We start from the raw sequence: 21,198 nt of genomic DNA on the forward strand, positions 1-21,198 counted from the left end.
TGGCACCGGCAGGCAGGGTTACCTTGGAGTCATGAAAGCTCATTTGGCTTCTCCCTGCTGGAGCTTGCGGACGGCGCGGAAGTAGGCGAGGCAGAACAGCGACACGAAGATACAGATCACCACGGCGCGGGCGGCGCCTTCGCCATATTTGCGGCTGCCGATAGCGGTCTTGTAGGTGTCGATGATCATGGTCGTGGTCGAGCCCGAGGGACCGCCCTGGGTCAGGATCCAGATGATGTCGAACGAGTTGAACGTGGCGATGAGCGAGAGAAGGCTCATGGTGATGATGGCAGGCACCATCAGCGGCACGGTGATGCGGCGGAAGCGGTAGAAGCGACCGGCGCCATCGGTCCAGGCAGCCTCGTAGAGATCCTTGGGGATCGACTGCATGGCGGCGAGGAAATAGATGGTGACCATGGGCACGCCGATCCACACGTCGGTGACGATGGTTGCCCAGAAGGCGGTGTGGCCATAGGCGAGCCAGGCGACGGGACCGTCGACGATGCCGAAATTCTGCAGCAGGCCCGAGATCATGCCGAACTGGCCGTTATACATCCAGCTCCACATATAGATGCCGATGGCCATGGGCACGATCCAGGGCGGCATGGTGAGGATGCGGAACACGGCCTGGCCAGGAATGGCGGCATTGAGCAGCACAGCGCCGGCCATGCCGATGATCATCTTGGTTGTGACCGAGAAGAAGGTCCAGATGAAGGTGCGAAGGATCACCTCGGTGAAATTGCCGACACCGAAAATGCGCTGATAGTTGGCCCAGCCGACAAAATCATGGCCGGCCTTGAGCGAGGCATTGGTGAAGCTGAGAATGATCGTATCGACCAGCGGATAGGCAACGATGGTCAGGATGTAGATCAGTGCCGGAGCCAGAAGGGCGAGGGCGAAAATGGTGGCGCTACGCGTACTGGTCATCGGCTAATCCTCCTCAGCCCTGTCGTCCGAGGGCAGTGTCGAAACGCTGCCAGATGGGGGCCATGTCGACCACGGACTTGCTGCGCATGGCTTCATCCATGGCAAGAGCAAGCAGCCCAGCTTCGAGCGCATCGACCACCGAAACCGGCAGCGGCGCGCCATCGACGAGATGCTTCAAAATATCTTCGGCCATCTGCTCGTCAGCACCGTAGTGCTGCGACAGTGTGCTCGCCTCATAGGTTTTGTCTTCGAGCCGATCCGAAGTGCGGCTGTCGGTGACCTTGAAGTAGTTGCGCACGAAGTCGCCTTCGGCCATGCCCTTGGCGCCGATCACGGCAAAGCGCCGGAAATCGTCAGCCACGTTGAGATTGGTGTGGAAGGTCAGCGCCGCGCCGTTTTCGTACTGCACGAGAGCGGTCTGGAAATCGATGATGTCGCCATCGCTGTCGAACACCTTGTCCGAACCCATCCAGCCCGAGGGCTTGCGGTGGTAGACTTCGAGATCGTTGACGCCGGAAACCTGCGGTGCGTTTTCCGGCACGAAGCTGCGGCGGCCACCAAAGCTTGCGACATAGCGCGGGCGGCAGCCCATGACGCCATTGTAGAGATCGAGGTCGTGGCAGCACTTTTCGAGCATGAAGCTGCCCGAATAACGGCCGTAACGGCGCCAGTCGCGCATGAAGAAGGCGCCGTGATAGGGCGGAATGGTTTCCGAGGCTTCGATCGAGGCAATATTGCCGATCTTGCCCTCGGCCTGCGCCTTGCGCAGGTCGACATAGAGCGGCGCATAACGCAGCACTAGACCGACCATGACATTGTCAGAGCCGTATTCGCCGATCAGTTCGGCAATGGCCATCGTGTCTTCGATCGAGGTCACGACCGGCTTTTCAGCAAACATCTTCATGCCGCGCTCAAGGCCGATGCGGATGTGCTCGAGATGCATGTGATTGGGCGAACCGACCATAAGAAGGTCGAGATTACCATTGTCGATCAGCGCTTCGAGGCTGTCATATTGCTTGCCGACGGAGACACCATGCTCCTTCGTGTAGGGGAGACCGGCCGGAGCCGGGTCGACATAACCGACGATCTCGAAATCACTCCGGGCGGCGGTAAAAACCCGCGCCAGATAAGCCAAGCGATAGCCAAGGCCGATAATGCCTACCCGCATATTCCCTGTACCCTGTTTTCCGCCAATCTCTTCCGGATTAGTCGGCATTTCTGTAAACGATTTTCAAGACTAGGCGCCTTTATGACACAATGTCAACACAGATTCCGAGCGTTGACAATACCAATTTAAGCCACCTCTTCGTGACGCATTTTTGGGCGGCACTTTGCTGTATTTCTAGGCGTTTGGCAGGGGTTTGGCAGAAAAATCCATGTGGACAAGCCGCCGGAAAGCGCGCAGCATGTCGCAATTGGTATCCATGTGGCCTCTTTCAGGAGTGTCACCAGAGATGACATGCCTGAAAATTTCATACAGAGTGCATCGCACGGCCCAAAATGAGGAGCGGGCCGTTCGAAAGATCACGAAAGACCCCTAAAATGAGCCTTTCCACCAACCCCTTCCCCAATGACGCCGACCGCTCTGATATCTGGACCATGCTGGTGCCGCGCGATATCGCCGCCTATGTGGCCGCCGACTGGTCCATGGTCGCAGGTGATTTCGTCGCCGAAGACTTTGTCGGTATCAACGGCAACAAGAACGACAATCCCGACGGCTGGACCATCAGCTATCCCACCCTTGCCGACTATAGCGCCGAATGGCTGCGCCAGGCGCATGAAGGCCAGAAGCAATCCTATGCCGAGGATGTGGAAGCCGGCATTCACCGCGCCACGAGCCTCACGGAAATCGAGATCACCGGCGACCGCGCCATCGCGCACAAGAAGTTCAACGGCGAGATCAAGCTGAGCAATGGCGGCGTCGATCGCCTGAACTGGCAGACCCTCTACTTCTGCCGCAAGGTTGCGGGCCAGTGGAAGCTGACGGGGTTTGTGGGGTATCTGCCCTACCCCATGGGTAAATCGGCTTAAGAAGCTCGGTGTCATTCCCGCGAAAGCGGGAACCCCTGTTTGCGTTCGGTCATCCCAAACGGAGGTCCCCGCTTTCGCGGGGATGACACCGCAGGGACAAGCCACGGAATTTGTTCCATGTCCTTCCTCTCCCCCCAGCGTCTGACCATGCTGGTCTTCTTCCTGCAACCGATCGCCTTCGGGTCCTGGCTACCGCGCATTCCGGAAATCCAGGCTGGCCTCGGCCTCGGCCCCGCCGCCCTGGCGCTGGCGCTTCTCGGCATGCCCTGCGGCACGCTGCTCACCCTGCCCTTTGCCGGCCCGCTGGTGGCCAAGATCGGCGCCCGTAGCGCCATCATCTGGGGTTTTATCTTCTATTCCATCGCCGCCAGCCTGCCCGTGCTGGCGCCGCACCCGATCCTGCTCTTCATCGCCCTGATGCTGGCCGGTTCCGCCATTTCCTTCGTCGAACTCGGCCTCAACGTGCAGGCCGACCTCGTTGAAAAATCGAGCGGCAAGATGATCATGAACACCTCCCATGGCTGCTGGTCGCTCGGCATCATGGCGGGCAGCCTCATCGGCTCGGGCTTTGCCGCCATCGGCGTTATCCCCCAGATCGCCGTGCCGCTCCTTGCCGCCCTGGTCCTGCCTGTTGCCATCGCCGTCGGCTACGCCCTGCCAGTGCTGCATGACGCACCGGCCGAGGGCCAAACGCAAAAATCCGCATGGTCGCTGCCGAGCCCGGCCCTGGTCGGCATCTGCCTCTTCGTCTTCGGCATCACCATGACCGAAGGCGCCATGGCCGATTGGTCGGCCATCTTCCTCCGCGACGCGCTTTCGGCCGAAGGCGGTCTCGTCGGTCTCGGTTATTCGCTCTTCGCATTCATGGTCGCCGCCGGCCGCTTTGGCGGCGATACGCTCAAGCGCACCTTTGGCGCCGTGAACACCGCCCGCATCTGCGGCACCCTCGCCGTCCTCGGCGGTGTTTTGCTCTATTTTGCCCCAGGGGTCGAACTCGCCCTTGTCGGCTTTGGCATCGTCGGCGTCGGCGTATCCGTTGGCTTCCCGCTCGCCGTTACTGCCGCCGCCGGCATTGGTGATCGCGCCGCCTCAGCCAACGTCGCCGTGCTCTCTTTCGTAGCGCTGACCGGCTTTCTCATCGGCCCGCCGCTGATCGGCTTTGTCGCCGAACATTCCGGCATCCGCTTCGGCATTGCCTGCGTCGTGCCCTTCCTCTTGGTCAGCCTTTTCCTCACCGGACGCCTCACCCCGCGCCCGGTTAAAACCAATCACAATCCAGAAGCCGAAGTTCCAGGAGTGCTCTGATGCGCATTGCCGTTGCTGGCCTGCATACCGAATGCAGCACCTATAATCCCGTCATCGCCCGCGAGGCCGATTTCCGCGTGCTGCGCGGCCCGAGCATGCTCAAGGACCAATACTTTGACTTCCTGACGCACTTCCCGGCCGAATTCATCACAGTGCTCCATGCACGCGCCATTGCCGGCGGCCCCGTCGAGAACGCGCTCTACAGCAGGTGGAAGGCCGAAATCCTCGACGGCATCAAGGCGGCCCTCCCGCTCGATGGCGTCTATCTCGCCATGCACGGCGCCATGTTCGTTGAAGGCATGTTCGACGCCGAGGGCGACTTCATCGCCTCGGTCCGCGAGGTCGTGGGCCCCGATGTCATTATCGCGGCGAGCTACGACCTCCACGGCAATGTCAGCCAAAAGATCGTCGACGGCCTCGACATCTTTTCCACCTATCGCACAGCGCCCCATATCGACGTGCCCGATACCATGCGCCGCGCCGTGACCATGCTGGTCCGGGCCCTGCGCACCGGCGTCAGGCCCAAAGTCGCCTGGTCCCCGGTCCCGGTCCTCCTGCCAGGCGAGCGCACCTCCACCCAGGATGAACCCGCAAAGAGCTTTTACACCCAGCTCCACGAAGTCGAAGAACCGACGGGCATCTGGGATGCATCCTTCCAGGTTGGCTATGTCTGGGCCGACGAACCCCGCTCCACCGCCTGCGCCGTCATCACCGGCACCGACAAGGCGGCCATGGAAAAAGCCGCCACCAAGCTCGCCCAGGACTACTGGGATGTCCGCGAGCAATTCGTGTTCGGCATGGAAGTCGGTTCCATCGACGAATGCGTCGACCGCGCCATTGCCAGCAAGACGGGCCCAGTCGTGCTCGCCGAATCCGGCGACAACCCAACCGGCGGCGGTGTCGGCGACCGCGCCGAAGTGCTCGCCGCCCTCATCGCCCGCAATGCGCAGGGCGTGGTCTTTGCCGGCATCGCCGACAAGGCTGCCACCGAAGCCGCCTATGCAGCCGGTGTCGGCGCCACCATCCCGCTCCATATCGGCGCCAGCCTCGACCCGTCCTCGACCCCGGTCGATACCACGGCGGAAGTGGTCTTCCTCCTCGAACACGACAACCCGCTCTTCCGCGAAGCCGTCGTCCGCATCGGCGGCATCGATCTCGTCCTCACCGTCCGCCGCCGCCCCTTCCACAATATCGCCGACTTCACCAAGCTCGGCCTCGATCCGCGCACCGCAAAGATCGTCGCGGTGAAATCGGGCTATCTCTCCCCCGAACTCGGCCCCATCGCCAATCCCGGCATCATGGCCCTGTCGCCGGGCGTCGTGGACCAGTTCGTGGAACGCACCACCCGCAACCACACCCCGCGCCCGAGTTTTCCATTCGATCGCGATTTTGCCTTCGTGCCGCAAGTGAAGTGGTCGGCGCTGGCCAAGTAGTTCCGCCCACCACCGCACGTCATCCTCGGGCTTGACCCGAGGACACTTCACTCACGGAAGCACACCTCAAGTACGGAGCCCTCGGGTCAAGCCCGAGGGTGACGACGGAGGAAGGAGCACCCTTCCCCCGCCCCCCACTTTCGTTTACTCAAAAACCGAAAGCGGCAGGCCCTCATGAATCCCTTGATGCGACAGGCTCAGATCGTCGAACTCGCCCGCAAGAAGGGCGGGGTCACGGTGGAACAGCTTGTCGAAGCCTTCGACGTCACTCCCCAAACCATCCGCAAGGATCTCAACCTCCTCTGCGATCGCGGCGCGCTCAAACGCACCCATGGCGGGGCCATGCACCCCTCGGGCGTCGAAAACGTCGAATACGAAGCCCGCCGCCAGATTGCCACGGACGAAAAGCAGGCCATCGGCCGGGCCGCCGCCGCGCTGATCCCCGACAATGCCTCGCTCTTCATCAATATCGGCACGACGACGGAAGCCGTGAGCCAGGCCCTTGCCGAGCATCGCGGTCTCATGGTCATCACCAACAATATCAATGTCGCCAATCGCCTGCGCGTGGCCCCCACCATGGAAGTGGTTATCGCCGGCGGCGTCGTGCGCTCGTCCGATGGCGGCATTGTCGGCGAGGCAGCGGTCGATTTTATCCGCCAGTTCAAGGTCGATTTCGCCGTCATCGGCGTCTCGGCCATCGATGCCGACGGGGCCCTCCTCGATTTCGATTTTCGCGAGGTGAAGGTGGCCCAAGCCATCATCGCCAATGCCCGCCACGTCATCCTCGTGTCGGATTCGAGCAAATTTGCCCGCACCGCCCCGGTGCGCATCGGCCACCTTTCCCAGGCTCATACGTTCATCACCGATCACTGCCCCTATGACTCGATCAGAACCCTCTGCGCCAATGCAGGAATCACGCTGATCGAAACTGCCGCTTCCTAACCAGACAGGACCCCAAATGACCGCCAGCCAAGAGACTCTCGCAAAAGCCCTGATCGCCGCCCATGATGGCGGCCCGCTGGTGGGGCCGGTTGCTGCCGCAGACGTGCCCGCCGACATGGCCGCAGTCTACGAGATGCAGAACCTTATCATTGCGGGGATCGGGCCGGTCGGCGGCTGGAAGATCGTTGCCGGTGGCCAGGGCGAACCGCTCTGCTCGCCCATCCCGGCCAATCGCTTCTTTGCCAATGGCGCAGTGCTCGATGCCAAGACGCATCGCCACTTTATCGCCGAAGTCGAAGTCGCCGTGCTCCTGGGCGCCGATCTCTTCGGCAAGCCCAACAAGTTCGAAGTCGAAGCCGCCATTGCCTCGATCAATCCGGTCCTCGAAATGGTCGCCAACCCGTTCACCGACCGCGACGCCACCCCGCGCAATCTGCAGCTGGGCGATCTCCAGAGCAATGGCGCCGTCGTCGTCGGCCCGGCCGTCTCCAACGACATTCGCGCCGATCTGCCGACCCTGGCGGTGTCGCTGGTCTATGACGGCACCCTCGCCAAGGATGTCGCAATCGGCGCTTCCTGGGACGACATCGTCGCCGCCCTCGTCTGGCTCGCCCCGCATGCTGAAGCCCGCGGCTTCCCGCTCAAGGCCGGCCAGACCATCATCACCGGCGCCCGCGTCGCCGCCCCGCTCGGCACTGCCGATCTCGTCGAAGGCAAGCTCGGGGATTGGGGCAAGGTTTCGGCTCGCTGCACATATTAGGCGTCTCAGCCCCTCCTCGCCATCGTCACCACCGGGCTTGTCCCGGTGGTCCATGCCTCCCCGAGCTGGATTGCCGGGACAAGCCCGGCAATGACGACAGAATTGACGTTTGATCCAAAACCTTCTGTTGGCGCCCCCAACAAAAAAGGCCCGCTTTCGCGGGCCTTTTTCATTCAGAACATCAGGGCTTCGAGGTCCATGTCATCGGCCGCTTCTTCCACCGGCGCTGCAACCGCGCCACCGAAGAACCGGCTATGAATCTGCCGCTCCGCTTCCATCGTATAGGTTTTGCGCAGGCGTTCGAGCACCGGCACGAGTTCCGCCGCCAGTGGGTCAGGCATGGCCTCGGACGAAAGCCCGGCAATCTGGAGCGCAATATCGTCCATGCTCTCGGCCAGGCGCGACTGCCCATCAATGCCCCGCGCTGCGGCCTGCAACTGGGCGATGACCTTCGGGCCATCGGCATTGAGGCTGGCCATGGCGGCAGACAGGCCTTCATCCAGCTGCGTCAGCAGCGTCATGGCGTGATTGGCCTGCTGTTCGAGCCGCCCAATCTGGCCGGCATTGTCCCCACCTGCAGCGGCGCCAAAGGCACCGGCCAGGGCCGAGGCCTCATCAAGCTGCGCCATGGCAGCTTCCGCCGCGACAACGGTTTCGGTGGTCAATTCGCGCAGCTGCGAAGCGATCACCGTGAGCGAGGCACCGCGCGGCCCCAGCTGGGCGCAGCGCACCGCCGCGTTGAGCGAGACAAGGCGCATATTGGATTCGATATCCTGCACCGCCGCGACATGGCCGAGAAGGATCGACACGGTCTGCTGCACCGCCGCGGCCACCGCTTCGAGCTTGCTGCGCTCCATTTCGCAATCGCGCAAAATTTCCGTCGCCACCCGCAACTGCGCACTCAGCACTGTCAGGGCCGAAGCCTCGTTGTCGCCGTCGCCGTAAAGATTGCGGCTGCGCGCCATGATGGTGCCGGCATCGCTTGCCAGCGCCTGCAATGCCTGTTCGGCCTCGCCCACTTCGCCGGCGAAGTCGGCGGCGGTTGCCCGTAACTGTTCCTGTTCGAGCAGGCTCAGCGCGGTCAGCGCCTGGGCGCTGGCGGCCGCATCAAACTCGGCACCGCCAACGATATCGGCGAGGCAATTGAGCCCGGCTTCCACATGTTCAAGCCGCTGGCGGGTGGAATCGCCCACCTGCAGGGCCATCACCGCACTGCCGATCCGGCCGACGATCTGGCGCGACACGCGGCCTGTCTCGGCCGAGCTTTCCACCGCCGACTGCCGCTGCCGGTCGAGCGCTTCGAGCGTCTCGTCGAGATTGTGCGCCAGTTCGGTAAGCGTATGAGCATGGGCCGCATCAAAGCGGTCGCGCTGGCCCGCGGCCTGATCGACCTCGGTCACCAATTGCCGATAGACCTGGCTGAATTCGTGGATGGTCGAGCGTGCCGAATCCGACAGCGTCGAGATATCGGTGGTAAAGACCTCAAAATCGTCGCTGTCGCCGACAATGCCGGCCGCCGTCACCCGCGCATTGATCGAAACGATACCGATCATTTTTACCGTGCGCCGCAAGACGCTGATCGGGCCATTGGCGGCCGAAACCACTTCCACGAGGCGCGTCAGATCGGCCTTTTCCTTGGCAAAGTCTTCAGTGAGCTGCAGCGCCGTGCGCGCCACGGCACGCAACTGGCTCGAGGCTTCGCTCACTTCCTCGCCCTGCAAGGCCGCGGGCAGTGCTTCGAACTGCCGCGTCAGCCTGTTGAGCATGGCCGCGCCCTCAGACAGGCGCGAACCGACGGAAACGAAGGCCTCCTCGATTTCCTGCCGCGGCTTGGCGAGAGCCGAAGAAAGTGCGGAAACGTCCCTGGCTTGGGGCTTGTTATTGGTCATGCCATGCCTCCGGTTGGTTTTGGAGCGTTACGGGCAAAGGCGACGATTTCGGTCGCCATGCGAGAAAGTGGCAGCACGCGCACGGCCGCACCGCGCTGGATGGCCTCCTTGGGCATGCCGAAGACGACGCTGCTTTCTTCGTCCTGAGCGACCGTGGGACTACCCATCTGCCGCATTTCGAGGAGGCCCCGCGCGCCATCGTCGCCCATGCCTGTAAGAAGCATGCCGAGCGCATTGCGGCCTGCGGCCTGGGCCGTCGAGCGGAAGAGCACGTCCACCGAAGGACGATGGCGCGACACATGCGGGCCTTCGACGATCTTGATGGTGTAGCGCGAACCATTGCGCACGAGCTGCATATGCACATTGCCCGGCGCAATCAGCGCGCGGCCAGCCATCACCAGGTCGCCATCCTCGGCTTCCTTGACGGTAATGGCACAGGTGGAATCGAGCCGGCGCGCAAAGGCCCCGGTGAATTTTTCCGGCATGTGCTGGACGATGAGAATGGCCGGGCTATTGGCCGGCAATTCCTCCAGCACCTCGCGCAGGGCTTCGGTGCCACCGGTCGAAGCGCCGATTGAAACAATCGGCTCGGTCACCGGCATGCGTGCAATCAGGCTGTCGCGGCGCATATCCGAAATCGGCGGCACCACGGCGTCGGCCGTCAGCTTGGCTTCGACCTTGAGTTCCGGGGCGGCCTTCTTGAGGCCCTTCATCTTGGCATGCGCTGCCGCCTTGGCGGCGTCGCAGATGCGCATGCGCGATTCTTGCAAAAACTGCGCCGTGTCGACACGCGGCTTGGTCACGACATCGACCGCGCCCGCTTCCATGCACTGCATCAGGGTATCTGAGCCCGCCTGGGCCAGGCCCGAGCAGATGACCACCGGAATGGGGCGCTGCGACATGATCTTCTTGAGGAAAGTCAGGCCATCCATGCGCGGCATTTCGACATCGAGAAAGATCACGTCGGGCACTTCGTGCCGGATCTTCTCGACCGCCACATAGGGATCGGCTGCCGTCGCCATGACCTCGAGGTCAGGGTCGGCGGAAATGATTTCGCTCAGCGTGGTTCGGACCGAGGCGCTGTCATCGACGATCAGCACGCGGATCTTGTTCATGACTAATCAGCTCTCACACGCGCTGGAAGACGGCAGGTGCAACCTGCCGGACGGGGATCGACGTACCGATCATGGACTCGGAATGACCAAGAAGTAGATAACCACCGGGCCGCAGATGGCCGACAAGCCGGTTGATCACCTTGGCCTGGTCGGCCTTGTCGAAATAGATCAGCACATTGCGCAGGAGGACGATGTCGACATCCTTGTCGAAGGGGTACTTCTCGTCCATCAGGTTGAGCCGGTGGAACTGCACCAGACGCCGCAGTTCAGGCACGATGCGCACATCGGGCCGGACGCCGGCCTTGCGCGACCACATCAGATATTGCGCCTGCATGGATTGGGGCACCGGCACGATCTGCTCGGCCGGATAAACGGCCCGCCGGCCCATATCGAGCACGTCGGTCGAAATGTCGGTCCCAAGGATCGAAAAACGGAAATTCTTCTGGGCCTTCATCATGTCGGCCAGAACCATGGCGCAGGTAAAGGCCTCGGCGCCGGTTGAAGACGCCGCGCTCCAGATTTTCAGCACCGGATTGCGCTCGGCGTCCCGCGCCGCCAGCAATTCCGGCACCATCTTGGACCGCATCAGCTCGAAATGCTCGGGCTCGCGGAAAAAGTCCGTCTTGTTGGTCGTCACCACATTGATGAGATAAGGCAGCTCGGCCTTGAGCCCATCCTTGCGGAAAACATAGTCGCAATAGCCGTCGAAGGTCGCGATCTGCAGGGCGCGGAGGCGCCGGCGCAGGCGGCCTTCCACCATCAGGCGCTTGGCCGGCGGCAGGCGGATGCCGGCCTCGGAACCGATCAGGGCCGAAATCTTGGCAAAATCGGCATGGCTCAGATGGTCTTCGCCATCGTCTTCAAGAATTTGGGCACGCGATACTAGAGCCACTCTGGTCTCCAAGGGGAGAGGAGCCCGCGCCAAAAGCGGCGCGGGTCGATAAGGTTCAGGCAGCCGAGAGGACGTCAGCCCCCTCGCCCAGGAGCTTGTCGAGATCGAGCACGGTCACGAAGGCGCCGTTGCGCCGACCGATGCCCTCGATGCAGTGGTCCTGCCAGCGTGCATTGAAGGTCGGGGGCGGATCGAGCGTCTCGCTGTCGAGCACCGTCACCTCGAAGACGCGGTCGGCCCGAAGGCCCAGTGTCACCGGCCCCGAAGCGCTGTTGACGCAGAGCACGACGATGCGCGTCGTTTCCGTGTCGGCCGCCGGCTCCATGCCGAGCGTCAGCCGCAGGTCGAGCACAGGCACGCCCTGCCCGCGCACGTCGATAATGCCGAGGAAATTGTCCGGGGCCCGCGGCAGGCGCGAGATGACGCGCATGTCGAGGATCTCCTGGACCTTGGTCACCGGGGCAGCGAAGAGTTCCTCCGCCACGCCCAGGGTCACATATTGATTGTGGTCGGCCATGGTGCCCTCTTGTTATGCCGAAATACGGGTGAAGCCTTCGTCGATCTCGTCCGACGCGCTATCGAGCGACAGATCGAAGCCGCCGGCATTCGCCTTGGGCCGGCCGGCCGCCTTGTTCATGTGGGGAGCCGAGGCCATGACGGCGCTCTTGAGATCGCGCTTGGCCTTGGGTGCGCTCGCCTGGGTGGCGGCGGCCTTGTTGAGACGGAAGTAGCTGATCGCCGCCTGCAGCTGTTCGGACTGGCTCGCCAGTTCCTCGGCGGTCGAAGACATTTCCTCGGCGGCCGAAGTGTTCTGCTGGGTCACCTTGTCGAGCTGCTGGATGGCGGTATTGATCTGGGCAGCACCGGCATTCTGCTCGCGGCTGCCGGCAGAAATTTCCTCCACCAGTTCCGCGGTACGCTGAATATCGGGCACGAGCTTGTTCAGCATCTCGCCGGCCGACTGCGCTGCCTTGACCGTCGTCCCCGACAGGGTCGAGATTTCGGCAGCAGCCGCCTGGGAGCGCTCAGCGAGTTTTCTCACTTCCGAGGCAACAACCGCAAAGCCGCGGCCATGTTCACCGGCGCGGGCAGCTTCCACCGCCGCATTGAGAGCCAGCAAATCGGTCTGGCGGGCGATTTCCTGCACCACCATGATCTTCTGGGCGATGGTCTCCATGGCGTTGACAGCGTCCGCGACGGCCTGGCCCGAGGCAATGGCGTCGGCAGCGGACTGGCGAGCGATCTTTTCGGTCTGGCTCGCATTGTCGGCCGACTGCCGGATGGTCGCGGCCATTTCTTCCATCGAGGCGGAGGCCTCTTCGGTGGACGAAGCCTGTTCGGTTGCGCCCTGGCTCAGCTGTTCGGCCGTGGAGGACATTTCCTGGGCACCGGCCGAAACATTGTCGGCTGAGGAGATGGCGTCGGCGATGACCTCACGCAGCTTTTCAACCATGCGCTCGAGCGCAATGCCCAGCGTATCCTTGTCCGACAGGCGCTTGGGTTCGACTGTCAGGTCGCCATTGGCGATCTGGTCGGCAAGCGCGGCGGTCCCACGCAGGTTCTCCGTCATTTTGTTGACGGTTTCGACCACGTCGCGGATTTCGTCATTGCTGGTCACCTTGATCGTCTGATCGAGATCGCCAATGGCGACCGCGTCGATGGCCCGCTTGACGCTGGCAAGGCCCCGGGCAACGCCGACCGCGATCCAGAAGGCGGCAACGAGCGCAAACAGCACCGCGCCGATCGAGACGATGATGGTCGCCATCGAGGTCGAGGCATATTGCTGATTGGTGCTTTCATCGGCCTCGCGCAGCATTTCGTCGGCCCGCTCCACGAGCTGCCTGACGGCCTCGTCCATCTCGACGGTAACATCGCGCGATTCACCCTTGGAAAGCTGGGTTGCGGCCGTCACATTGCCCGCCTGCACCAGGGCCAGCAGGCGATCGCTGATGGCGTCGAAGCGCTTGCCCACGGCGCTGGCATTCTGCCACAGCGCCTTGCCTTCGGCCGGCACACTGCCTTCGCCGGCCACCTGGGCCGACCAGAAGGCATCGCGCGCCGCGACCATGGCCGTGGCATATTCCTCCACATCGGCCATGCTGGTGGTCAGCAGCATGCTCTTCTGCTGGCGCACGCTTTCCAGCGTCGCCATCTGCAGGTTCTGGGCCAGCTTGAGACGCTCGACCGGGCCCGTGATGATATTGGTGATTTCCTGGTTGAAGTGGCCGAGATTGAGCATGCCGAACGTGGCGATGCCGGCCATCATGACAATCAGGAGGCCGAAGGCAGCGGCCAGTTTAAGCTTGATCGTTAAACGCATTTGGTTTGTCCGGGCGGAAAGCCGATTGACGATATGACGCTTGGTTCGCCGCCGTGTTCGGGCGTGGGCGATCTTCAGGCGGACGCGCCGGGAATGCGGCGCGTCCGGCTCATGTCAGAAGTCAGGCTGCGCCTGCGCGGGAGAACTCGCTGTCGAGATCATCCGAAGCGCCATCGAGCTCGAGATCAAAACCACCCGTATTGGCCTTGGTCCGCCCGACGGAAGCCGTCATGTGCGGCGCCGAGGCAGCGACAGCGGCGCGCAGGTCGCGCTTGGCTGCCGGTTTGCGGGCGGCCTGACCGGCCGTTGCCGAGACGTTGAGGCGGAAGTAGCTGATCGCGGTCTGCAGCTGGTCGGCCTGGCTCGCCAGCTCTTCGGAGGTCGAGGACATTTCCTCGGCTGCCGAAGTGTTCTGCTGGGTCACCTTGTCGAGCTGCTGGATGGCGGTGTTGATCTGGGCCGCGCCAACATTCTGCTCGCGAGAGCCGGCAGAGATTTCTTCCACCAGTTCCGCCGTGCGCTGAATGTCGGGCACGAGCTTTGAGAGCATTTCGCCGGCCGACTGTGCTGCCTTCACCGTGGTGCCCGACAGGGTCGAGATTTCGGCCGCAGCTGCCTGGGAACGTTCAGCCAGTTTTCTCACCTCAGAGGCGACCACCGCAAAGCCGCGACCATGTTCGCCGGCACGGGCGGCTTCCACCGCAGCGTTAAGGGCAAGCAGGTCGGTCTGGCGGGCGATTTCCTGCACCACCATGATCTTCTGGGCGATGGTCTCCATGGCCGCCACGGCATTGTTCACTGCTTCACCCGAGGCGATCGCATCGGCAGCGGACTGGCGGGCGATCTTTTCGGTCTGGGCGGCATTGTCTGCCGATTGCTTGATGGTGGAGGCCATTTCTTCCATCGAGGCGGAAGCCTCTTCGGTGGACGAAGCCTGTTCGGTCGCACCCTGGCTCAGCTGTTCGGCGGTTGCCGACATTTCCTGAGCGCCGGCCGAGACATTGTTGGCCGAGGTGATGGCGTCGGAGATCACGTCGCGCAGCTTTTCGACCATGCGTTCGAGCGCAATGCCCAGCGTGTCCTTTTCCGACAGACGGCGCGGCTCGACAGTGAGGTCGCCGGCGGCGATCTTTTCGGCCACAGCAGCCGAGGCGCTGAGGCCTTCGACCATGCGCTGCATGGCCTGACCGAGCACGTCCTTTTCCGAGAGCACGGTGGGCTTGGCAGAGAGGTCGCCATAGGCCACCTGATCGACCACCTTGGCCGAAGCGCGCAGGTTGTCGGTCATGACATTGACGGTGTCGACGAGGTCCTTGATCTCGTCATTGCTCTTGATTTCGACGCGCTGGTCGAGATCGCCGATGGCAACGCCATTGACCACCTGCTTGACCCGATTGAGGCCACGGCTGATGCCCAGAACGATCCAGGTTGCAGCGACGCCGGCGATGATGGCCGAACCAATGAGCAGGCCGAGCAGCAGCATCATGGAATTCTGATAGGTGGCGTTGGCCTGCAGCACACCGTCACGCAATGCGTCGCGGTTGGTCTGGATCATGGTGTCCAGAATGGCGACGGCTTCGAGGCGAATGGCATTGGCCGCATCAACCTGCTCGGTGGCCAGGAGGTCGGCGCGCGTAATGCTCATGGCGACGGCCTTGTCCATGGCCAGGACCATTTCGTCGTAGGCAGCCTGGACGGCGCCGAAGAGCCCGGCTTCGCTGGCCGGCAGGGCGCGTCCCAGCGTCGGCATCTGCGAGGCGATGGCGGCGACACCGTCGAGGTAGTCCGTGTGCCACTTGTCCTGCAGCTCGCGATCCATCGAGGCGAGGAGCACGTTGCGTTGCTGCCGGAAGATGTCCGTCATGGTGAGGAACATGTCCGTGGCCTGCTGATAGGCTGGGAAGGCGCCGGCATCGCCAGCAGCAACGCGGCTCGCCAGCGACTTCTTGAGCGCGCCCATGCTCTCTTCGACCTTGCCCAAGGCGGCGCTGCCCTCGCTGCGGCTGATCGCCAGCGCCTGCAGGTCGCTGTTGACCTGTGCCGGTTCCGAGGCCTGCTTCACGCCTTCAACATAGGCTTCAAACTTGACGGTAAACTGTTCCAGAGTCGCAATGTTTTGCGGATCGATCAGGTTGGCCTCGAGCTTTTCCGTAGCGGCCGAGGCCGCGTTATAGCTCTCGAGCAGTCGCTCGGTGATGGTGGTCATGGTGGCCGGATCGTCGGTGAGGATCAGGGCGCGCGCACGCGACCCCATCGCTTCCATGTCGGCCTTGAGGTCCGCCATCGTCAGGGAGTTCGCTGCCCGGACATTGACGATGTTCTCGAGCGAGTCGTTGAGCTGACCCAGGTTCTGGATCGCGATCAACATGCTGCCCGCCGAAAGTGCGACGACCGTCGCAAAAGTGGCCGCGAGCTTGGCCTTGATAGTCATTCTCATTTAGATAGTGCCCCTTCTAGGCCGGTCGTGGCGCGTCACAGCGCGGTCGTCGAAATGGATGCCGCGTCGTCCATCGCGGCACCCGGGTTTGCAATCGGTCTCAGGCCGCGCCGCGGCGTGAGAATTCGTCGTCGAGGTCGTCCGAGCCGCCTTCGAGATCGAGATCGAAGCCGCCGGAATTGGCCTTGGCGCGGACCGGAGCCTTGCTCATATGCGGTGCCGTCGCCATGACAGCCGAGCGCAGGTCGCGCTTGGCCTTCCTGGCCGGCGGAGCGGCATGGAGCGCGGCGGCCGCCGTGGCGTCGAGCCGGAAGTAGCTGATCGCGGCCTGGAGCTGCTCGGCCTGGCTCGCCAGTTCCTCGGCGGTGGAGGACATTTCCTCGGCCGCCGAAGTGTTCTGCTGGGTCACCTTGTCGAGCTGCTGGATGGCGGTGTTGATCTGGGCCGCGCCGGCATTCTGTTCGCGGCTGCCGGCGGAGATTTCTTCCACCAGTTCCGCCGTGCGCTGGATGTCGGGCACGAGTTTGCCCAACATCTCACCGGCAGACTGCGCCGCTTTCACCGTGGTGCCCGACAGGGTCGAGATTTCGGCAGCAGCGGCCTGCGAGCGTTCAGCCAGTTTTCTCACCTCAGAGGCGACCACCGCAAAACCGCGGCCATGTTCGCCGGCACGGGCGGCTTCCACCGCGGCGTTAAGAGCCAGCAGGTCGGTCTGGCGGGCGATTTCCTGCACCACCATGATCTTTTCGGCGATCGTCTGCATGGCCGCCACGGCATTGTTCACCGCTTCGCCCGAGGCGATGGCGTCGGCAGCAGACTGACGGGCAATCTTCTCGGTCTGGGAAGCGTTGTCGGCCGACTGCTTGATGGTGGAGGCCATTTCTTCCATCGAGGCGGAGGCCTCTTCGGTGGACGAAGCCTGTTCGGTCGCGCCCTGGCTCAGCTGTTCGGCCGTGGCCGACATTTCCTGGCTGCCCGAAGCGACATTGCGGGTCGCGGCGGTCACTTCGGACACCACTTCGCGCAGCTTGGCGGTCATGGCGTTGAGCGCCTTGATCAGGTCGCCGACTTCGTCGTCGCCCTTGATGCTGACACTGGCATTGAGGTCGCCGTCGGCCACTTCATTGGCGAGACGAACTGCGCTCGACAGGGCCTTCGAGATCGACATGACGATCCAGGTGGCCGCGACGGCGGCGATCAGCACGGAAGCGATCAGGAGGCCGATCAGGAGGGTCAGCGACTGGCTATAGAGATTGTCGGCTTCGACATTGGCCGCCACTACCGAGTCGTTGTTGGTCTTGATGACCACGTCGAGCGCACCAATCAGCTCGTCCCGCGCCGTCCGCAGACCGCCGGACAGAACTGCGCGCGCCTTGGCATCGCCATTTTCAAGCGCCACTTCCGAAACCCGATCGGCGGCGTCGAGCCAGGTCGAAATGGCCGCGGTCAGAGTGTCGAACTGGTTGCGATCGCTCCCGACCAGTTGCCGGCCCAGGGCGTCAGTGCTGGCCTGAAGATCGGCGCGCAGCTGGGTCAGTTCGGCACCGAACCGGGCCTGCTCGTCTATGTCGTCCGAAGAGACGAGCACCTGCAACAGGTTCGCCTCATATTCGGCAATGGCGGTATCGAGGTCGCCGACCGCCTGATAGCGGGCGAACTCCACCACGCCGCCGCCGGAAACCGGAATCGCCAAGGTCGATTCAAGCGCATCCATGGCCGCGTCAACCTGGGTGTAGGCAGCGGCAACCTCGGTCTGGGCCAGTTCGCGGGCGACGGTACCCGAGTTCTGCAAAGCCAGCTGGCGGAGGTCGGCGTCGGCGGCCTTATAGGCTTCCCAGGCCGGCATCATGGCATTGACTTCAGCGTCTTCCGCCTCGGTCTCGGCCAGATCGAGCAGCGTCTGAACGCCGGCTTCGAAGGCTGCCATTTCGGCATCAATGGTACCAACGATGGTTTCCATTTCCGGGACGTCATCGGCCAGCACGAGCGAGCGCTGCTCCCGGCCGATCCGCGTCACCCGCTCCTGCAGCTCGTTGGCTGCCGATGCGCCGGTGAAGTCCAGATCGATGATGTCATCGAGCGTGGTCTTGAGCGTGCCAAAATTGGTGATGGCGACAAACATGCTGACGCCGGAGAGCAGCACGACTGCGCCGAATGTGGCGGCCAGTTTGGCCTTGATGGTCAGTCTCACGATGCAGGTCTTTCTTCTGAAGCTGCCACGGACGCGCTTCTGCCGCCCGGTGTTTCGAAAATGCGTTCCATGTCGGGAATGATGATGAAGCCGCCATTGCGCTTGCCGATGCCCTTGACGAATTCGGGGCGCCAGCGCATGCCGACCTTGGGTGCCTCTTCGATGGAAGCAGCCTCGATATCGGTGACGTCATGCACCTTGTCGGCCAGGATGCCGGCAATGGTGGGTTCGCCGTCGATATCGACTTCCATGACGACGATGCGGGTATCCTCATCGGGTTCGGGCCGTTCCATGCCGAACATGACCCGCAGATCCGCCAGCGGCACGACGCGGCCGCGCACATTGATCAGCCCGCCCACGAATGCCCTGGCGCTCGGCACTTCGGTGATCGGCACGAGATCGAGAATCTCGCGCACTCGGCTCGCCTCGACCGCAAAGAGCTCGTCTTCGAGCCTGATGGTCAGGGCGGTCATAAACTCCTGGTTCTCGCTCATGCGGCCCTCCCCAAATTGCGTTCGACATAGGACTGGCCGGAGGCCACGAGGTGCGCGGTGTCGAGGATCAGCGCCACCGTGCCGTCACCGAGAATGGTGGCGCCGGAGAACGACTTGATGCCCGAGTGCAGTTTTGAGAGCTGCTTGATGACCGTCTGGTTGTTGCCGATGATCTGGTCGACCACGAGCCCGACACGGCCTTCGCCCGAGGAGACGATGACCACCTTTTCGTGCTCGTCGCCCTGCCCCTTCAAACCGAAGACTTCGCGCAGGCGCAGATAGGGCACGAGCGAGCCGCGGATATCGAGGAAGTTGCGCCCCTTGGCCGAGGCTTCAAGGCCAACCGGCAGCTCGACGCATTCCTCCACCGCCGCGAGCGGGATGGTGTAGCGTCCATCCCCGACCCGGATCAGCATGCCGTCGATAATGGCAAGCGTCAGCGGCAGCCTGAGCGTAAAGACCGAACCCTTGCCCGGCGTCGTCGTCACATCGATGGTACCGCGCAGTCCATCAATGGTGCGCTTGACCACATCCATGCCAACGCCACGGCCCGAAAGTGCCGTCACCTCTTTCGCCGTCGAAAAGCCCGGGGCGAAAATGAGATGGTTCAGTTCCTGCTCGGTCAGCTTGGCATCGGCAGTGATGAGCCCGTTTTCCTCCGCCTTGGCGCGGATGCGCTCATGGTTGAGGCCGGCGCCATCGTCGATGACGGAGATCGCCACTTCCGCGCCCGAATAGACTGCCGAAAGCCGCACCGTACCCTTGGGCGATTTTCCGGCGGCAATGCGCTTTTCCGCGCTTTCAAGCCCATGGTCGACCGAGTTGCGAATGAGGTGCACCAGCGGATCAGCCAGGCGCTCGATAACGGTCTTGTCCAGTTCGGTTTCTTCACCGGTGGTGATGAACTCGATCTGCTTGCCCAGTTCCCCCGAAAGGTCATGCACGAGGCGCCGGAAGCGCGAGAAAATCGTTCCGATCGGCACCATGCGAATGCCCATGGTGGTGTCGCGCAGGCCCGAAGACAGGCGCTCCAATTCCTCGGCAATGGTTTTCAGCGCCGTATCGGAGGAACTATTGGCGATCTGGCTGAGGCGCGCCTGGGCGATGACCAGTTCGCCAACGCGGTCCATTAGCTCATCGAGCCGTTCGGCCGGCACGCGCAGCGAGGTTGCCGCCGGCTTGTCGGCTTCAGCCTTTTCGGCAGCCTTTGCCTTCTTCGCTGGCGCCTTGGCGACCGCGGGTTCGGGCACGAAGGGCGCTTCGGGCATGGCGTCGTCGGACGGCGCTGCAACGGCGACTTCAACCACCGGTGCCGGCACCTCGATCACGGGCGCCGCCGCCTCGCCACCAAGCGGGGCCAGCGTCAGTTCCATATTGTCGCGCAGGAACAGGAAGACATCGTCGATCGCGGCGGTCGGATCGTCCGCCACCTCGATATCGACCTGCCAGCCGAGATAGCTGACTTCGGGATCGATGATGTCGAGATCGGGAATCCGGTCGGTCAGCGCCAGAACCACTGTCGGGCCAATCCCGGCCAGCTCCTTGAGCAGCAGTTCGGGATTGGTGCCGTAGATCAGCGCATCGCTGGGCAGATAGAAGGTCAGGCGCCAGCGCTTTGCACCGCTGTCCGCGGGCTTTGCCGGTTCCGCAACAACGGCTGCCGGGGCAGGAGCCGGTGCTGCCACCGGCTCGGAAGCCGCTTCCTCATGCCCACCAACCGCAGCGCCATCGACGATAGCGCGCAGCTGAACAAGAATCTCGGTGCCGCCATCCACAGGCGCATCCGGGTTCTCGATAAGAAGGTGAATATGGTCCTTGGCATCGAGCGCCACGCCGATAAGAGCGGTATTGGCCTTGCTCTGGCCCTTGCGCACACGGTCAAAGGCGGTCTCGAATTCGTGCACGAATTCGGCGACCGCCGTAAAACCGAACATGGCCCCCGAACCCTTGATCGTATGCAGGGCCCGGAAGGTGGAATTGATCAGGTCGTCATTGGAGGGGTCCTGCTCGAGATCGAGCAGGCCGGCCTCGAGCTGATCGAGCAGCTCGCGCGCCTCCTGGCGGAATGTCTCGGTGGGATCGGAGATGTTCATGCCCCGGTGACCTTCTTGATAACGGCCAGCAACTGGTCCTGCTTGAAGGGCTTTACGATCCAGCCGGTCGCGCCCGCTTCCTTGGCCTGACGCTTGAGTTCCTCGTCGGACTCGGTCGTGAGCAGGATGATCGGGATGCCCTTGCTGGCGGGATGCTGGCGATATTTGCGAATGAATTCGATGCCGTTGAGAACCGGCATGTTGAGGTCGGTGATGATGGCATGGACCGTATTGGTGGTGGCCTTGTCATAGCCGTCCTGCCCGTTGACGGCTTCGATCACGTCGAGGCCGGCGGCGGTCAGGGTCATGGCCACCATCTGGCGGATGGAGGCGGAGTCATCGATGGTGAGAATTGTCTTGGTCATGCCG

General features: G+C 62.9%; 17 protein-coding genes. 5 read left to right on the forward strand and 12 right to left on the reverse strand.

The window, feature by feature from the left end:
• Positions 1–39: 39 nt before the first annotated feature.
• Positions 40–927, reverse strand: coding sequence for a carbohydrate ABC transporter permease (locus ACSQ2A_RS19730; protein WP_436073613.1), 888 nt, complete (start codon positions 925–927; stop codon positions 40–42).
• Positions 928–940: 13 nt separating this feature from the next.
• Positions 941–2,095 (reverse strand): Gfo/Idh/MocA family protein, encoded by a 1,155-nt coding sequence (locus ACSQ2A_RS19735; protein WP_295414214.1) that lies wholly within the window; start codon positions 2,093–2,095, stop codon positions 941–943.
• Between the two features lie 374 nt (positions 2,096–2,469).
• On the opposite strand from ACSQ2A_RS19735, the gene ACSQ2A_RS19740 reads away from it, so the two are divergent.
• From ACSQ2A_RS19740 to ACSQ2A_RS19760, 5 genes are all read left to right on the forward strand, one after another.
• Positions 2,470–2,958, forward strand: coding sequence for a hypothetical protein (locus ACSQ2A_RS19740; RefSeq protein WP_436073614.1), 489 nt, complete (start codon positions 2,470–2,472; stop codon positions 2,956–2,958).
• Between the two features lie 117 nt (positions 2,959–3,075).
• Positions 3,076–4,263 carry an MFS transporter gene (locus ACSQ2A_RS19745; protein ID WP_436073615.1) on the forward strand — a complete coding sequence of 396 codons (1,188 nt, stop codon included), beginning with the start codon at positions 3,076–3,078 and terminating at the stop codon, positions 4,261–4,263.
• A complete protein-coding gene (locus tag ACSQ2A_RS19750) occupies positions 4,263–5,696 on the forward strand; it encodes a M81 family metallopeptidase (protein WP_436073616.1) in 1,434 nt (477 codons plus the stop codon). The genes ACSQ2A_RS19745 and ACSQ2A_RS19750 overlap by 1 nt, the downstream gene beginning before the upstream one ends.
• 186 nt (positions 5,697–5,882) lie before the next feature.
• Positions 5,883–6,638, forward strand: a complete 756-nt coding sequence (locus ACSQ2A_RS19755; protein WP_436073617.1) for a DeoR/GlpR family DNA-binding transcription regulator — start codon at positions 5,883–5,885, stop codon at positions 6,636–6,638.
• Between the two features lie 16 nt (positions 6,639–6,654).
• Positions 6,655–7,398, forward strand: a complete 744-nt coding sequence (locus ACSQ2A_RS19760; RefSeq protein ID WP_436073618.1) for a hypothetical protein — start codon at positions 6,655–6,657, stop codon at positions 7,396–7,398.
• A gap of 173 nt (positions 7,399–7,571) precedes the next feature.
• Here the strand turns inward: ACSQ2A_RS19760 and ACSQ2A_RS19765 are convergent, their stop codons facing one another.
• From ACSQ2A_RS19765 to ACSQ2A_RS19810, 10 genes are all read right to left on the reverse strand, one after another.
• Positions 7,572–9,287, reverse strand: coding sequence for a hypothetical protein (locus tag ACSQ2A_RS19765; protein WP_436073619.1), 1,716 nt, complete (start codon positions 9,285–9,287; stop codon positions 7,572–7,574).
• Positions 9,284–10,402 (reverse strand): protein-glutamate methylesterase/protein-glutamine glutaminase, encoded by a 1,119-nt coding sequence (locus ACSQ2A_RS19770; protein ID WP_436073620.1) that lies wholly within the window; start codon positions 10,400–10,402, stop codon positions 9,284–9,286. Before ACSQ2A_RS19770 ends, ACSQ2A_RS19765 begins: the two co-directional genes overlap by 4 nt.
• Positions 10,403–10,415: 13 nt before the next feature.
• A complete protein-coding gene (locus tag ACSQ2A_RS19775) occupies positions 10,416–11,294 on the reverse strand; it encodes a CheR family methyltransferase (RefSeq protein WP_436073621.1) in 879 nt (292 codons plus the stop codon).
• A gap of 55 nt (positions 11,295–11,349) precedes the next feature.
• On the reverse strand, positions 11,350–11,811 hold the full coding sequence (locus tag ACSQ2A_RS19780) for a chemotaxis protein CheW (RefSeq protein ID WP_436073622.1): 462 nt from the start codon (positions 11,809–11,811) through the stop codon (positions 11,350–11,352).
• A 12-nt stretch (positions 11,812–11,823) separates the two neighbouring features.
• The gene (locus ACSQ2A_RS19785) at positions 11,824–13,614 is read right to left on the reverse strand and encodes a methyl-accepting chemotaxis protein (protein WP_436073623.1); all 1,791 of its coding nucleotides are present in this window, start codon (positions 13,612–13,614) and stop codon (positions 11,824–11,826) included.
• Between the two features lie 121 nt (positions 13,615–13,735).
• Positions 13,736–16,051: a HAMP domain-containing methyl-accepting chemotaxis protein gene (locus ACSQ2A_RS19790; protein ID WP_436073624.1), complete on the reverse strand. Its 2,316-nt coding sequence runs from the start codon at positions 16,049–16,051 to the stop codon at positions 13,736–13,738.
• Between the two features lie 100 nt (positions 16,052–16,151).
• On the reverse strand, positions 16,152–18,242 hold the full coding sequence (locus ACSQ2A_RS19795; protein ID WP_436073625.1) for a HAMP domain-containing methyl-accepting chemotaxis protein: 2,091 nt from the start codon (positions 18,240–18,242) through the stop codon (positions 16,152–16,154).
• Positions 18,239–18,736 carry a chemotaxis protein CheW gene (locus tag ACSQ2A_RS19800; protein ID WP_436073626.1) on the reverse strand — a complete coding sequence of 166 codons (498 nt, stop codon included), beginning with the start codon at positions 18,734–18,736 and terminating at the stop codon, positions 18,239–18,241. The genes ACSQ2A_RS19795 and ACSQ2A_RS19800 overlap by 4 nt, the downstream gene beginning before the upstream one ends.
• Positions 18,733–20,829 carry a chemotaxis protein CheA gene (locus ACSQ2A_RS19805; RefSeq protein ID WP_436073627.1) on the reverse strand — a complete coding sequence of 699 codons (2,097 nt, stop codon included), beginning with the start codon at positions 20,827–20,829 and terminating at the stop codon, positions 18,733–18,735. The genes ACSQ2A_RS19800 and ACSQ2A_RS19805 overlap by 4 nt, the downstream gene beginning before the upstream one ends.
• Positions 20,826–21,194: a response regulator gene (locus ACSQ2A_RS19810; protein WP_035079565.1), complete on the reverse strand. Its 369-nt coding sequence runs from the start codon at positions 21,192–21,194 to the stop codon at positions 20,826–20,828. Before ACSQ2A_RS19810 ends, ACSQ2A_RS19805 begins: the two co-directional genes overlap by 4 nt.
• Positions 21,195–21,198 lie beyond the last annotated feature (4 nt).

Source organism: Devosia sp. LjRoot3, from assembly GCF_964252865.1.
Taxonomy (GTDB): domain Bacteria; phylum Pseudomonadota; class Alphaproteobacteria; order Rhizobiales; family Devosiaceae; genus Devosia.

Excerpts from the sequence above, each read along its gene's own strand:
- ACSQ2A_RS19800 (WP_436073626.1), bottom strand. The coding sequence starts at position 18,736 with ATGAGCGAGAACCAGGAGTTTATGACCGCCCTGACCATCAGGCTCGAA.
- ACSQ2A_RS19810 (WP_035079565.1), bottom strand. The coding sequence starts at position 21,194 with ATGACCAAGACAATTCTCACCATCGATGACTCCGCCTCCATCCGCCAG.
- ACSQ2A_RS19770 (WP_436073620.1), bottom strand. The coding sequence starts at position 10,402 with ATGAACAAGATCCGCGTGCTGATCGTCGATGACAGCGCCTCGGTCCGA.
- ACSQ2A_RS19805 (WP_436073627.1), bottom strand. The coding sequence starts at position 20,829 with ATGAACATCTCCGATCCCACCGAGACATTCCGCCAGGAGGCGCGCGAG.
- ACSQ2A_RS19780 (WP_436073622.1), bottom strand. The coding sequence starts at position 11,811 with ATGGCCGACCACAATCAATATGTGACCCTGGGCGTGGCGGAGGAACTC.
- ACSQ2A_RS19755 (WP_436073617.1), top strand. The coding sequence starts at position 5,883 with ATGCGACAGGCTCAGATCGTCGAACTCGCCCGCAAGAAGGGCGGGGTC.
- ACSQ2A_RS19785 (WP_436073623.1), bottom strand. The coding sequence starts at position 13,614 with ATGCGTTTAACGATCAAGCTTAAACTGGCCGCTGCCTTCGGCCTCCTG.
- ACSQ2A_RS19735 (WP_295414214.1), bottom strand. The coding sequence starts at position 2,095 with ATGCGGGTAGGCATTATCGGCCTTGGCTATCGCTTGGCTTATCTGGCG.
- ACSQ2A_RS19730 (WP_436073613.1), bottom strand. The coding sequence starts at position 927 with ATGACCAGTACGCGTAGCGCCACCATTTTCGCCCTCGCCCTTCTGGCT.
- ACSQ2A_RS19750 (WP_436073616.1), top strand. The coding sequence starts at position 4,263 with ATGCGCATTGCCGTTGCTGGCCTGCATACCGAATGCAGCACCTATAAT.
- ACSQ2A_RS19760 (WP_436073618.1), top strand. The coding sequence starts at position 6,655 with ATGACCGCCAGCCAAGAGACTCTCGCAAAAGCCCTGATCGCCGCCCAT.
- ACSQ2A_RS19765 (WP_436073619.1), bottom strand. The coding sequence starts at position 9,287 with ATGACCAATAACAAGCCCCAAGCCAGGGACGTTTCCGCACTTTCTTCG.
- ACSQ2A_RS19790 (WP_436073624.1), bottom strand. The coding sequence starts at position 16,051 with ATGAGAATGACTATCAAGGCCAAGCTCGCGGCCACTTTTGCGACGGTC.
- ACSQ2A_RS19745 (WP_436073615.1), top strand. The coding sequence starts at position 3,076 with ATGTCCTTCCTCTCCCCCCAGCGTCTGACCATGCTGGTCTTCTTCCTG.
- ACSQ2A_RS19740 (WP_436073614.1), top strand. The coding sequence starts at position 2,470 with ATGAGCCTTTCCACCAACCCCTTCCCCAATGACGCCGACCGCTCTGAT.